Below are 13,227 nucleotides of genomic sequence, written 5' to 3'. Positions count from 1 at the left end.
GGCGTGATGCCGGCTGCAATACAACGAAAAACCGCGCCTCCATCTGGAAGCGCGGCTTTTGATGTCATCAAAATAATGAAACGGCTCAGGTCCGCTCGATGCGGATGACCTGCGGCTCGCTGACGAGATATTTCTCGTTCTTGATCGCCTTCACCGCCTTGCGGATCGCATCCTCCATCGTCGCATGGGTGACGAGGATGATGGTCTGCGGCGCGCCTTCCACATGCACGCGCTGGCGCTGCACGATGGATTCGAGCGAGATGTTGTTATCCGCCATGCGGGTGGCGATGGAGGCGAAGACGCCAGCCTGATCCTTCACCGTCAGGCGAATGAAATAACCGCCCTCATGGCTTTTCATCTTGGCGCGACGATATTCCGTCAGCGATTTCGCCGGACGTCCGAGAACCGGCACCTGCTGGGCGCCCGGACGGCTCTTGGCGATATCGGCAATGTCGCCCAGTACGGCGGAGGCCGTGGCGTTGCCGCCCGCACCCGGGCCAACCATCAGCAATTCCCCGAGAATGTCGGATTCGATCGCCACCGCATTGGTGACGCCATCCACCTGGGCGATAACGGAATCGAGCGGCACCATGGTCGGATGCACGCGCTGTTCGATGCCGGATTCGGTCACCTGCGCCACGCCGAGAAGCTTGATGCGGTAACCGAGTTCGGCGGCCGCCTGAATGTCCTCGCTGGAAATATTGGTGATGCCTTCCAGATAGATATCGTCGGCCGAAATCTTGTTGCCGAAGGCAAGCGTTGTCAGAATGGCAAGCTTGTGGGCTGTGTCGTTGCCCTCGATATCGAAAGCCGGATCGGCTTCGGCATAACCCAGCCGCTGCGCTTCTTTCAGGCACGCCTCAAAGGACAGCCCTTCCTTCTCCATCTTGGTCAGGATGTAATTGCAGGTGCCGTTCATGATGCCGTAGATGCGCGACACATGGTTGCCGGTGAGAGACTCACGCAGCGCCTTGATGACGGGGATACCGCCGGCCACCGCCGCTTCGAAGTTTAGCAGCGCGCCCTTGTCTTCGGCAAGGGTCGCCAGTTCGACGCCGTGCTTGGCCAGCAGCGCCTTGTTGGCTGTCACCACATGGAGACCGCGGGCGAGTGCGGCGCGCACCGCATTTTCCGCCTGGCCGGAAGCACCGCCGACCAGTTCGACGAACACGTCGATATCGGCTTCGCTCGCCATCTGCTCCGGCGTGTCGAACCAGGTAATACCCTTGAGATCAATGCCGCGGTCGCGCGAACGATCGCGCGCGCTCACCGCAATAATCTCAATCGCGCGTCCGCAGGTAATCGCAAGTTCGTTGCTTCTCTGCTGGAGGATGCGCACGAGCGAAGCGCCGACAGTGCCGAGCCCCGCTATGCCGATTCTCAATGAATCTGCCATGGGTATGTTCCTGATTGCTGGTGATGGTGGCGGCCGAGGCCCGGCCGCCTTCGGTTGCCCTTATCTGTGGGCGTTCAGCGAAACGACATTGTGCATCGTTTCGTCTGCGCTCGACAGGAAACGCTTCAGATTGCGCGCTGCCTGACGAATTCGATGCTCGTTTTCCACGAGCGCGAGACGGACGTAATCATCGCCCATTTCGCCAAAGCCGATGCCGGGAGCAACGGCAATATCTGCCTTCTCGACCAGTAGCTTGGAGAATTCCAGGCTGCCGAGATGGCGGAATTTTTCCGGGATTTTCGCCCAGGCGAACATGGTCGCCGCCGGCGGTGGAACCTCGAAACCGGCCTTGCCGAACGTGTCGACCATGACGTCGCGGCGGCGGCGATAAACGCTGCGCACTTCCGCGATGTCGGAGCCGTCGCCATTCAGCGCATGCGTCGCCGCAACCTGGATCGGCGTGAAGGCGCCGTAATCGAGATAGGATTTCACCCGCGTCAGCGCCGCGATGAGCCGCTCGTTGCCGACGGCAAAGCCCATGCGCCAGCCGGGCATGGAGAAGGTCTTAGACATGGAGGTGAACTCCACCGCGACATCGATGGCGCCGGGAACTTCGAGAACCGAAGGCGGCGGATTGTTGTCGTCGAAGTAGATTTCCGAATAGGCAAGGTCGGACAGCACGATGATCTCGTGCTTCTTCGCAAAAGCGATCACGTCCTTGTAGAAATCGAGCGAGGCGACATGCGCCGTCGGGTTTGACGGGTAGTTGACGATCAGCGCCAGCGGCTTCGGGATGGAGTGGCGCACGGCGCGCTCCAGCGGTCCGAAGAAGCTGTCGTCAGGCTCGACATTCATCGAGCGGATAACGCCGCCCGCCATCAGGAAGCCGAAGGCATGGATCGGATAGGTGGGGTTCGGACACAGGATCACGTCGCCAGGTGCCGTGATGGCCTGCGCCATATTGGCGAAACCTTCCTTGGAGCCGAGGGTCGCGACGACCTGCGTATCGGGGTTCAGCTTGACGCCGAAACGGCGGGCATAATAGGCGGCCTGCGCGCGGCGAAGGCCGGGAATGCCCTTGGACGAGGAATAACGATGGGTGCGCGGATCCTGGACGACCTCGCAAAGCTTGTCGACAATGGCCTTCGGAGTCGGAAGGTCGGGATTGCCCATGCCGAGATCGATGATATCGGCCCCGGCCGCTCGCGCGCTCGCTTTCAAACGGTTGACCTGTTCGAAGACGTATTGCGGCAGACGCCGGACCTTGTGAAACTCTTCCATCACTTTCCTCATGGGAATGGACCGGTTCCACCGGCCCATAACGAAGGTTCGTTTTTTGTTTTTAAACGCCGCCGACACGAACCGACCCGGCAGGCGTTATTCATTGTAGCGCAAAGAACGGGAAAACCTACAAGGCTTTTCTCGGCCCACGCTGCATAACGGTGATCCGCCCGTCCTTCCGGTTCGGCCTTCGCAGCCCTTCCCGCAAGGCAGATCGCGCACTATGATCAGGGAACTTGCATAACGCCAGATTCTTGGAAAATGCAAGGCAAGCCATGCTCAAGAACGGCCCTTCAGCCGCGCTCACCCTTCACAATTGCCGCACGGATGACCGAAAGCACGCGTTCCGGCTCGATATCCGTGCAGATAAGCTGGCTCGGATGCCCGTCCCAGTCGCCCGGCGGAAAAGCGCGGCCATCCGGTTTCTGGATCGTCTGGCCGTCGGCAAGTCCGCCGCAGACGACGCGCACCGGGCCGCTGCGGGTGGTAAACAGTTCCGGTGCAACGAGATAAACGCAGGCGCAGCTATCATGCACCACCATGCCGTCGCCGGTCCGGGTCTTGTAGAAATCGATATAGAACTGCGACAGGTCGGAAAGCAACTGCACGGGCTTGCCGCCAGCCTCCGCCATCTCCGCCATGAAGGCGCTTGTCATCACGGTTTTTGTCGTCACGTCGAGACCGACGACGGTGACGCGCCAGGGCGCGGTAAAGACAAGGTCGGCCGCTTCCGGATCGCCATGAATATTCGCCTCGGCCGCCGGCGAGACATTGCCGTTCATGTCGAAGGCGCCGCCCATGACGATGACGTCCTTGACCAGCGCGGCGAAATCCGGTTCCTCACGCAGTGCCAGCGCCAGATTGGTCATGCGGCCGACCGCGATCAGCGTCACCTCACCGGGATAGGCCTTCACCGTCTCAATGATAAAGCGATGGGCCGGGCGCGGATCGAGCGGCAGATCGATGGTTTCAGGGATATCGATATCGCCGAGGCCGTTTTCGCCGTGGATGAAGGTCGGCCAATGGCCTTCCTTGCGGGCAGGATCGAAGGTCACCCCGGCGCCTCTCGCCACCGGTGCATTCATCTGCCATTCCCGTTTGAGAAAGAGTGCATTGCGGGTGGTGATATCGATGGGGGCGTTGCCGAAAACCGTGGTGACGCCGATCAGATCGATATCGGGGTGACGATGCAGGAACAGAAGCGCCATGGCGTCGTCCACACCGGGATCCGTATCGAATATCACTTTATGCATAATGCCCTCATCCATATGTCTCAAGCGCCATCCGCTTTTTCCGGCGACGCGCCACGGAAACATAACGATAAGCGGCAACACCGCAATCCCCCCGCAAGCGGCATGTCATGCAGAAAAATATTGCGTGGCAGTCTTTTCAGTGAAAGAAGAAGCCCTCTCCCGCCGCCTGCCCGGACATCCCCAGTGCAAGACATCGCCCTCAACGTTTTTCTCGTCCTTTTCTGCGTCGCCATCTTTGCCGGCTTTATCGATTCCATCGCCGGCGGCGGCGGTCTCATCGTCATTCCGGCGATGATGATCATGGGAATTGCCCCACTCGATACGCTCGGCACCAACAAGCTGCAGGCCCAGTTCGGTTCCGCCTCTGCGACACTGGCCTATGCGAGACGAGGCCACGTTAGCCTCAAAGAGCAACTGCCTATGGCGCTGATGGCCATGGCCGGCGGAATGCTCGGTGCGCTGACAGCCGCCTTCGTGCCAGCCGATCTGATGCGCGCCGTCATGCCGTTCCTGTTGATTGCGATCGCGCTTTATTTCGCCTTCAAGCCACAGCTCAGCGATATCGACAGCCATCGCCGCATCACGCCCTTCGTGTTCGGGCTTGCGGTCGCACCGCTGATCGGTTTTTACGATGGTGTTTTCGGCCCCGGCGCAGGGTCTTTTTACATGCTGGCCTTTGTGAGCCTTGCCGGCTTCGGAATGCTGAAGGCGACCGCCCACACGAAGCTTCTCAACCTCGGTTCGAATTTCGGCGGTTTTCTCGTCTTTGCAATGGGTGGTGCGGTTTTGTGGAAGCTCGGTCTCGCCATGGGCGTCGGCCAGTTCATCGGCGCACAGATCGGCTCCCGCTTCGCGATGAAAAACGGTGCGAAGATCATCCGCCCGTTGCTGGTGCTTTCCTGCCTGGCCATGGCGATGAAGCTTCTTGTCGACGCTTCATCCGCGTGGTCCATCGCGACGATATGGGAAACGATATTCCCGAAATAAAAGGGATTGTCGTCAGAGACAGGCGTATAACGTCACGCTGTGGCGCGGCGTCTGCGGTCCTCGATTTCGCGGATGACGACCATGGCGCCGACAAGCTTGTAGGCAGATGAGTAACACGGCGACATTTCCAACGATTTCACGATCGTGCGACCGTTCTGGTCTTCCGCGTAGGTATACTTCGACGTATCGCCCTTGAAACAATTATCCAGCTTGTCTCTGAGGTCGTTCTGGAAACGGTGAACGCCAACCAGTTCAGCAATATGGCACCCCACAAGACCTTCCGGCGCATTGCGCTGAAATGCGTCGAGAGAATTGGCGAACGAGACGCGATAACCAGGCGTAACGATCACAACGGGATCATCCAGATCGTTCAGCATGTCTTCATCGAGGATCAGGTGGCGATGGTGCCACTCCAGCGTGTCCTCGTCCTCGTCACCAACGACTTTGGCCTTCGAAGGCATGCCGACGTAACGATCAACGAGCGTCCGCAGAAGCTCGGAGTTGCGCTGCACGCAGCCAAGGTCTTCCGCCTCGTGGTTGAGGAGATCGATGGCAAAACGGAACTGCTCGCGAATATCTTCGGAATTTTCTGTCTTGCGTCCGACAACCCGCTCGAGGAGCTGTTCCAGTTCACGCTCCAGCACGGCAATCTTGTCGGCTTCGTTTTTACCAACGGCAGATTGCAGTTCCGTATAACGCAGCCAGAACAACTCAATCAAATCTTTCAACCCAACTCTCCCTGAACGGGCATAACCCCCGCTACCTATGCGAACGGATTAACCCTTTGCCCCTCGATTATAGCGTCTTTGCGCTTAAAAATGACGTAACGAAACGCGGGAACGCCGCGGGGATTGTTGTCCAAAATATCACAGCAGCCGCTAATTTTTCAATTTCGATAATCCATGAACGAAAAATGAGGTTCCGCTAATACGGAAAAATATCGAAATGCATCATTCTCCGGCCGAATGTCGTAAAAATCGTACAAACTCCGGCCGCACCACAATGAACTCAAATCTGGTGCTTCACATCCCACCGGTCGTGATACCACAGCCATTGTCCGGGGTATTCGCGCACCCAGCTTTCCACCTTGTCGTTCAGAAGCTGCGCCGTCGCCTGAATATCGACATTGCCCTTCTCATCGCGCGGAATTTCAACCTTGGGCTCTATTTCCAGCCTGTAGCGATTGTCGGGAAGACGCACGCAACGGGCCGGATACACATCGCAGTTGAATTGCCGCACCAGCTTGGCAAGCAGCGGATTGGTGCGAACTTCAAGGCCGAAGAACTTCGTCGTCAGGCCCTTTCCGAATTTCTGGTCGACGAGCACGCCGACACCACCGCCCTTTTCCAGCTGCCGCGCAAGCGCGAAGGAGGAACCGGCATGCGAGGGCACAAGATTGCCCATGCGTTCCTTGCGGAAATTGAACACCTTGTCGGCCACGAAAGGATTGTTCGGCGGCCGGAACAGTACCGTTACATCGAGACCGAAAGCCGAGCCTGCAACCGGCAAGAGCTCGAAATTGCCGCTATGGGCGGTAAAGACGATGAAGGGCCGAGGATTGTCGCGCAGCTCGAGGAAGGTCGGAATGCCCTCGACCTCGATGCGGCCCGGCTTGTTCTTTTCCGGATCGAAATCGAACAGCCGGTCTAGAAATACATATTCCGCCGCAAGCCGGCCCATATTGGCCCAGCTATCCATGGCGATCTCAAGCCGCTCCTCCTCGGATTTCTCCGGGAAGGCGCGGGCCAGATTGTAAAGCATCAGCTTGTGGCGCCCGGTTTTCGGCCCCACCCAGCGCGCCAGCCGGTCGGCGGCGCGAATGCCGGCATCGGCGGGAAAAAGCTTCAGCAGGTTGAGGAGGCCAAAGGCGAGCGTCGCAATCAGCCACTGCCGGAAGTGGTCCAGTTTCAGGACAATCCGTGTCAGGAACAGCTTCAAGATGCTCAGTCCATTCGCAGAACGATCTTGCCGAATACCTGACGCGTTTCCATGCGCTCCAGTGCCCGGTCGATATCGTCGAAGGTGACTTCCGTGTCGATGACGGGATGAACGATGCCGCGTGCCATCTTCTGCATGGCATTGGCCATGTTTTCCATGCGGCAGCCGAAGGAGCCGAGCAGCTTCAGCTGCTGCTGGAACAGCATCATCAGATTGATTTCGGTGGAAACGCCCGAGGTAGAGCCGCAGGTGACGAGACGGCCGCCACGCTTCAGCGAGAACATCGAGGCGACAAAAGTGTCTTTGCCAACATGTTCGAAGACAACATCGACACCCTTCTTTTTCGTCAGCTTGCGCACGACGCCTTCGAAACGGTCGGTCCGGTAGTTGATGACATGATCGGCCCCGAGCGCCTTCGCCCGTTCGATCTTGTCGTCGGAACCGACTGTGGTGATGACGGTGCAGCCCATCTTCTTGGCAAGCTGAATGGCCGCCGTGCCGATGCCGGAACCGCCGGCATGGATGAGAATGGTTTCGCCCGGCTCAAGCTTGGCATTGTCGAACAGCATGTGCTCCACGGTGCCGAAAGTGACAGGCGCGAGCGCCGCAGCAACGGCGTCAATGCCGTGCGGTGCCGGCACGAGCTGGCGTGCTGGAATATTCATCTTTTCCTGCGCGAAGCCATCGAGATGGAAACCGTGAACGCCTTGAACATGTTCGCACAGATTGTCGCGGCCTTCGCGGCAGGGTTTGCAGAGCCCGCAGGTGCGCGCGCCATAGACCGAGACCAGCTGGCCCGGCAGCACATTCGAAACGCCGGGGCCGATGGCCTCGACCACGCCGGAGGCTTCCGCACCGATGGTGAGCGGCATCTTGCGCTTGGCGAAAGCCATGCCGCGCCAGCCCCACACGTCGATATGATTGAGCGCCACGGCCTTGACGCGCAGCGTCACCTCGCCCGGGCCCGGAGCGTCCGGTTCGGGCAGGTCCACTTTTTCGAGCTTCCGGTCGTCGACGAGTTGAAGAGCGCGCATATATCAGTCCTTCGCCCGAAGGCGTTACCTAAAATCATTCCAGCAAAACTCTGTAACGGTTTTGCGGCTGGAATGCGAAATCAAAGAAACGGGCGCGTTTCCGCAAGTCATTCGGAAACGCCCCTGTTGTAACGGAACCGGTTAAGCCGGTTCGCGCGTCATGACAAGGCTTGCGTTCTGCCCGCCAAACCCGAAGGAGTTGGACAGAACCGCACCCACCTCAGCATCCCGCTTCACATTCGGCACCACATCGAGCGTGATGGTTGGATCGGGATTGTTGTAGTTGATCGTCGGCGGCAGCGTGCCCGTCAGCATGGTCTGCAGTGAGAACACGGCTTCAACAGCACCTGCGGCGGTGAGCGTATGACCGATCATCGACTTGTTGGAGGACAGCGGAATGTTCTTCAGGCCTTCACCGAAGACGGCCAGCATCGAACCGTATTCCATCTTGTCGTTCTCAGGCGTCGAGGTGCCGTGGGCATTGATGTAACCTATATCGCTTTCGGCCACGCCCGCATCGGCCAGTGCCGCACGGATCGTCGCAATCGCCGGGCCGCCATCGGGCGAAGAGCGTGTGCGGTGGAAGCTGTCAGCTTTTTCACCGGCACCCTTGATGATGCCGAGAACCTTGGCGCCACGGGCGACGGCGGCTTCGAGCGATTCCAGCACAAGCGTTGCCGCACCTTCGGCAATCACGAAACCGTCGCGGTCCTTGCTGAATGGCTTGGAGGCCTTTTCCGGCGGCTCGTTCTGGGTCGAAAGCGCAGACAGCAGCGAGAAGCGGATCAGCGCCTCGGCACTGACGGAACCGTCAGTCGCAACCGTCAGCGCCCGTTCGGTGCGACCCTGACGGATCGCCTCGACGCCGAGCTGGATCGCGGTCGCGCCGGATGCGCAGGCGGTGGAAAGCGTGACCGGCAGGCCGCGCGTGCCAAAGCGGTCGGAGAGTCGCTCGGAAATCGCGCCGAACAGGGCAGCTTCCTGGAATGCCGGGTCGGGACGCTGGCGGAACGCCGTCAGGAACCGTTCATAGGCGTCACCCGGCTGGGCGGCCGGCGGAGACCGGTCGGCAAGCTCGAAACGGGCGCTCCACTCCGGCTCGATCGGCGGCGCTGCGAGAAACAGCGGCCCATTGAAATCACCGGAGATACCGGCCTGCGCCAGCGCCTCGATGGTGGTTTCGCGCGCAAAGGCATAAGAACGCTCGACGGAATTCGGAACCGGGATATCGATGAAATCCACCGTGCCGCTGATGCGGGTCGACAGCCCCTCCGTCGGAAAACGGGTGATCTTGTGAATGCCCGATTTGCCCGATGTCAACGCCGCCCAGTTATCGGCAAGCCCCTGCCCGAGCGAGGTGATAATACCCATGCCGGTGACAGCGACGATGGGACGACCGAGATGATCCCTGAAGTTGGAAGCCATGGTCTTTTCTCCTCAAACGTCGCGGGACAGAACGGCGACACCTTCGCCGCGCACATGGCCAACGGTGGTGACAACGGCCTCGGTGGCCACCTCGCCCATTGGCTTTTCCGCAGCCGCATCGAAGGTAGGAACCTTCGCACCGCTTTCAAGCGTCAGCGCCGCCAGAGCGAGCCCGAGTGGAAACTGTGCCTCAAGTCCATGACCGGTGACACCGCCGAAACCACGAATGACCGAATTTGGCAGCACCTTGTCGAGAATGTCCTTCTCGCGGGCCGTCACGCCGTCATAACCGCTCGCGCCGGAAAACACGACGGTTGCCGCACTGTCCTTGGCGGGAGCAAGCAGCCGCTCCATGCGCTTTTCCATCTTGCCGTCATCGCGGCTGCCGCGGTCGCCCTCAATGGCGTCGATGCGGGCATAGATGCGCGCGCCACGCTCGCTGGCATGCTTGCGCGATTCCAGCACGAGGAAGGAGCCGAGCGAACCGGAAATCATGCCGCCGCCGTCCTGGTCGCCACGCGACCAAAGCGGCTGCCAGCCACCCTGCGCATGCGCGCCGATGGCTTCGAACAGCAGGATCATGTCGGGACGTTCGGCCGAGAAGGCGCCGCCGACAAGGGCGTGGCTCGATTCGCCGGAGCGGATGCGGTGAAACGCGGTTTCGACGGCGGAAATGCCGGCCGCCTCTTCGCCCATGAAGGTGCGGGAAGACCCGGTAACCTTGTGCACGATGGAGATATTGCCGGCCATCAGGTTGGAAAGCTGGGCGAGAAACAGCGTTGGCCGCAGTTCCGTCGTTAGCTTCTCGTTCAGCAGCTTTTCTCGGTCATTGCGCTTCAGCGCCTCATCGACGATCAGCGTATCGACATTGATGTCGCGCTCGCCGCCACCGGCGGCAACGATCATGTCCATGGTGGCGCAGGCTTCGGCATTTTCCTTCAGACCGGCATCGTCGAGTGCGAGACCGGCGGCAAAAACGCCGAGACGCTGCCAGTTTTCCATCTGGCGCTGGTCGCCGCGCTTGGCGATCTGCGCCGACCAGTCGATCTCCGGCATGGGATGGACCGGATAGGGCTTGAATTTTTCGGTCTCGACAATCGTCGCCGGCGCGGCGGCTCCAGAAAGAAGCGCCACATGCGCCTGGCTGCCAACGCCGTGACAGGTCACGATGCCGACCCCTGTTATCACCACATCATTGTCAGATTTCATCGTCTGTCATCCTTTGCAGCCGGCTCCGCCGAAACGGTCACGGCTATCCACAGCGGTTGCGAACAACCACTTCATGCGTTGCGGAATAAAGCGCGCGATGCGGATTGGCAATGGTGAAGGCCCGATCCACCGTCGCGAGCTCACGATTTTCATGTGTCAAAACCGGGCCGACGGGAAAAACGCTCCCCTTTTGAAACGGGCGGGAGCGCTTATTTCTGCGCATCCGCGGTAATCGCCGCCATCAGGCCGACTTCTTCGGCCCGCTTCTTGACGACAGGCCCAAGCGGAATTTCGCTGAACGGCATGGTGCGCAGTTTCAGCTGGGCATCGCAGACCTTCTTGCCGGCAGAGGTGATCTTGGCCTTGGTAACGGCAAAACCGGAACCGTCATGCTCCAGCACCGCCTCGATATCGAGAACAGCGCCCGGCTCCACGAAGGTGCGCATCTTGGCGCCATCGACCGACATCAGGAACGGCATGGACGCGAAATCGGAAAATGCCAGAACCATCATGCCGGAGGCCTGCGCCATCGTCTCGATCAAGAGCACACCCGGAACCAGCGGCATGCCGGGAAAGTGGCCTTCGAAAACAGGGCTCTTGTCGGGAACGACGGACCGCGCCTTCAATGTGCGCGTCGCCATGTCCACGGCTTCGACCCTGTCGATCATCTGAAAATATTCAAGCAGCATCCGTCCGGCCCGTCTCTGGTCGGTTTAACCCGCCATGACGGCGAGCTTTAAAAAGAAATGCCCGCTTGACGCGGGCATTGTCGTCTCAGCCCTTGGCTGCGCGCAATTCGTCGATCTTGGCGCAGAGGTTCTTCAGCACGAAATATTCTTCGGTGGAAACCTTGCCTTCGTTGACTTCCTGTGTCCACTGCTCGAGCGGAATCTTGATGCCGAATTCCTTGTCGATGGCGAAAACGATATCAAGAAAGTCGAGGCTGTCGATGCCCAGATCGTCGATCGTGTGGCTCTCCGGCGTAATGGTTTCGCGGTCGATTTCGCTGGTTTCGGCGATAATGTCGGCAACCTTGTCGAATGTAGCTGTCACGCCCATAATCCTTATTGTCGTTCGTATGAATTATTCTTTCTGACGCACCACATAGGCAAGTCGCACAAAAAAGCCAATGGTTTCGTGACCTAACTTTGAAATTTGCCCCAAAACTGTTGCCTAAACAGCAACCGAATGACGACCGCGTCCGTTACCGAGATAGGTGTCGAAGATTGCCGCGATGTTACGCACGAACGGCTTTCCAACCTCTGTCACGGCAAAAACATTCGCATGCAGACGCACCACGCCATCCCTGTCGCCTGCGGCAAACTGTTGCGCCTGATCCCTCACGGAATGGCTCACCTTGCCGAAACGATGCTGCAAGTCCGAAAGATCGACAGAAAAATCGCACATCAGCCGCTCAATGACATGCGAGCGCAGATGATCATCCCGCGATAACTCTATACCCTTCACGACGGCAAGGCCGCCCTCGCCCACCATGCGCTGATATTCGCCCGTCGCCACCATGTTCTGCACATAGCCCTGCGGCAACCGACCGATTGATGATGCACCAAGCCCGATCAGCGCATCGGCCGTGTCGGTCGTATAGCCCTGGAAATTCCGGCGCAGCGCACCCGCTTCGGCGGCCTGGCATAAGGTGTCCGCCGGCTTGGCGAAATGATCGATCCCGATCTCGCCGTATCCGGCCTGCCTCAGCATTTCGCCCGCCATCGTCATCTGACGATAACGCTCGGCAATGTCGGGCAGCGCGTGTTCGGGGATCAGCGACTGGTGTTTTTTCATCCACGGCACATGGGCATAACCGAAAAGCGCCACCCGGTCGGGATCGAGCGAGACGATCTGGTCCACGGTCTTCTTCAGCGTCTCGCAGGTCTGGAACGGCAACCCATAAAGAATGTCGCAATTGACGGAGTGAACACCCCTCGCCCGCACCGCATCAACGACGGATTTCGTCTGTTCGAAAGACTGGATGCGGTTGATGGTTTTTTGCACTTTGTCATCGAAGTCCTGCACGCCGAGGCTTGCCCGCGACATGCCGATGGCGGCAAGCGCATCATAGCGGCTGTCGTCCAGATCGTTGGGGTCCATCTCGACGCTGATTTCAGGTGCGAGCCCGAAAGTGAAATGACGCCGCAGACAGTCCATCAGGCTCTTTATGTCCTCCGGCTTCAGCATGGTGGGCGAGCCGCCGCCGAAATGCACGGCACTCACCACCGCATCCGGCGAAACCAGCGCGCCGACGGCTTCGATTTCCTGTTTAAGTGCTTCAAGATAAACGGCAATCGGCTCGTATTTCAGCGTGTGCTTGGTGTGGCAGGCGCAGAACCAGCACAGCCGGTCGCAATAGGGAATATGCAGATAAAGCGACAGGCGATTCCTGTGACCGAGCGCGCCAAGCCAGCGGCGATAGATGCAATTATCGATTCCCTCGTGGAAATGCGGCGCGGTCGGATAGCTCGTGTAACGCGGCACTGCACCCGAATATTTGTGAAGAAGTTCGGTATTCATCGCCCGATTTGCCTTTTATCAAGAAAATGTCGATTTCCTCTCTCTCAGTAGCGGCTGCGACAGTTTGCAACTTTGACTTCAATCAAATTGCGCCGTAAGTTCTTGCTAAAGTAGACGCGGGGGCGACGGCTACGTGGCGAAAGCCTTGCATGAGACCGGATTTGACACCTACGGTCGCAAT

General features: G+C 59.2%; 12 protein-coding genes. 1 reads left to right on the top strand and 11 read right to left on the bottom strand.

The annotated features are described in order from the left end of the window. Window positions 1-85: 85 nt before the first annotated feature. The 3 genes from BS627_RS05450 to BS627_RS05440 all read right to left on the bottom strand — a co-directional run bounded on the left by BS627_RS05450 (window position 86) and on the right by BS627_RS05440 (window position 3,930). Window positions 86-1,396: a homoserine dehydrogenase gene (locus BS627_RS05450; RefSeq protein WP_077982237.1), complete on the bottom strand. Its 1,311-nt coding sequence runs from the start codon at window positions 1,394-1,396 to the stop codon at window positions 86-88. Window positions 1,397-1,456: 60 nt separating this feature from the next. Continuing rightward, window positions 1,457-2,677: an LL-diaminopimelate aminotransferase gene (locus BS627_RS05445; RefSeq protein WP_077982236.1), complete on the bottom strand. Its 1,221-nt coding sequence runs from the start codon at window positions 2,675-2,677 to the stop codon at window positions 1,457-1,459. Window positions 2,678-2,970: 293 nt separating this feature from the next. Continuing rightward, on the bottom strand, window positions 2,971-3,930 hold the full coding sequence (locus tag BS627_RS05440; RefSeq protein WP_077982911.1) for a nucleoside hydrolase: 960 nt from the start codon (window positions 3,928-3,930) through the stop codon (window positions 2,971-2,973). A gap of 183 nt (window positions 3,931-4,113) precedes the next feature. Between BS627_RS05440 and BS627_RS05435 the strand changes: the two genes are divergently transcribed. Then, window positions 4,114-4,917 (top strand): TSUP family transporter, encoded by an 804-nt coding sequence (locus BS627_RS05435; protein ID WP_077982235.1) that lies wholly within the window; start codon window positions 4,114-4,116, stop codon window positions 4,915-4,917. A 32-nt stretch (window positions 4,918-4,949) separates the two neighbouring features. Here BS627_RS05435 and BS627_RS05430 read toward each other — a convergent pair whose 3' ends face one another. From BS627_RS05430 to hemN, 8 genes are all read right to left on the bottom strand, one after another. After that, window positions 4,950-5,645, bottom strand: a complete 696-nt coding sequence (locus BS627_RS05430) for a hypothetical protein (protein WP_035240634.1) — start codon at window positions 5,643-5,645, stop codon at window positions 4,950-4,952. Between the two features lie 280 nt (window positions 5,646-5,925). Next, a complete protein-coding gene (locus BS627_RS05425; RefSeq protein ID WP_374636842.1) occupies window positions 5,926-6,855 on the bottom strand; it encodes a lipid A biosynthesis lauroyl acyltransferase in 930 nt (309 codons plus the stop codon). Between the two features lie 5 nt (window positions 6,856-6,860). Next, window positions 6,861-7,889 carry a zinc-binding dehydrogenase gene (locus BS627_RS05420; protein ID WP_077982233.1) on the bottom strand — a complete coding sequence of 343 codons (1,029 nt, stop codon included), beginning with the start codon at window positions 7,887-7,889 and terminating at the stop codon, window positions 6,861-6,863. A 141-nt stretch (window positions 7,890-8,030) separates the two neighbouring features. Further along, on the bottom strand, window positions 8,031-9,314 hold the full coding sequence (locus BS627_RS05415; protein ID WP_077982232.1) for a beta-ketoacyl-ACP synthase: 1,284 nt from the start codon (window positions 9,312-9,314) through the stop codon (window positions 8,031-8,033). 12 nt (window positions 9,315-9,326) lie between these two features. Continuing rightward, window positions 9,327-10,523 (bottom strand): beta-ketoacyl-ACP synthase, encoded by a 1,197-nt coding sequence (locus tag BS627_RS05410; protein WP_077982231.1) that lies wholly within the window; start codon window positions 10,521-10,523, stop codon window positions 9,327-9,329. Window positions 10,524-10,732: 209 nt separating this feature from the next. Continuing rightward, a complete protein-coding gene (locus BS627_RS05400; protein ID WP_077982230.1) occupies window positions 10,733-11,212 on the bottom strand; it encodes a 3-hydroxyacyl-ACP dehydratase FabZ family protein in 480 nt (159 codons plus the stop codon). A gap of 85 nt (window positions 11,213-11,297) precedes the next feature. Beyond that, on the bottom strand, window positions 11,298-11,582 hold the full coding sequence (locus tag BS627_RS05395) for an acyl carrier protein (RefSeq protein ID WP_003495848.1): 285 nt from the start codon (window positions 11,580-11,582) through the stop codon (window positions 11,298-11,300). A gap of 114 nt (window positions 11,583-11,696) precedes the next feature. Next, window positions 11,697-13,046, bottom strand: coding sequence for an oxygen-independent coproporphyrinogen III oxidase (gene hemN / locus BS627_RS05390; protein WP_077982229.1), 1,350 nt, complete (start codon window positions 13,044-13,046; stop codon window positions 11,697-11,699). Window positions 13,047-13,227 lie beyond the last annotated feature (181 nt).

Origin of the sequence: Agrobacterium salinitolerans, assembly GCF_002008225.1 — a bacterium.
GTDB lineage: Bacteria > Pseudomonadota > Alphaproteobacteria > Rhizobiales > Rhizobiaceae > Agrobacterium > Agrobacterium salinitolerans.
This window is presented reverse-complemented; position numbering and strand designations above follow the sequence as displayed.

Bases quoted from the DNA above. Each gene is read 5' to 3' on its own strand.
- BS627_RS05445 (WP_077982236.1), bottom strand. From the start codon at position 2,677: ATGGAAGAGTTTCACAAGGTCCGGCGTCTGCCGCAATACGTCTTCGAA.
- hemN (WP_077982229.1), bottom strand. From the start codon at position 13,046: ATGAATACCGAACTTCTTCACAAATATTCGGGTGCAGTGCCGCGTTAC.
- BS627_RS05420 (WP_077982233.1), bottom strand. From the start codon at position 7,889: ATGCGCGCTCTTCAACTCGTCGACGACCGGAAGCTCGAAAAAGTGGAC.
- BS627_RS05440 (WP_077982911.1), bottom strand. From the start codon at position 3,930: ATGCATAAAGTGATATTCGATACGGATCCCGGTGTGGACGACGCCATG.
- BS627_RS05415 (WP_077982232.1), bottom strand. From the start codon at position 9,314: ATGGCTTCCAACTTCAGGGATCATCTCGGTCGTCCCATCGTCGCTGTC.
- BS627_RS05400 (WP_077982230.1), bottom strand. From the start codon at position 11,212: ATGCTGCTTGAATATTTTCAGATGATCGACAGGGTCGAAGCCGTGGAC.
- BS627_RS05410 (WP_077982231.1), bottom strand. From the start codon at position 10,523: ATGAAATCTGACAATGATGTGGTGATAACAGGGGTCGGCATCGTGACC.
- BS627_RS05450 (WP_077982237.1), bottom strand. From the start codon at position 1,396: ATGGCAGATTCATTGAGAATCGGCATAGCGGGGCTCGGCACTGTCGGC.
- BS627_RS05395 (WP_003495848.1), bottom strand. From the start codon at position 11,582: ATGGGCGTGACAGCTACATTCGACAAGGTTGCCGACATTATCGCCGAA.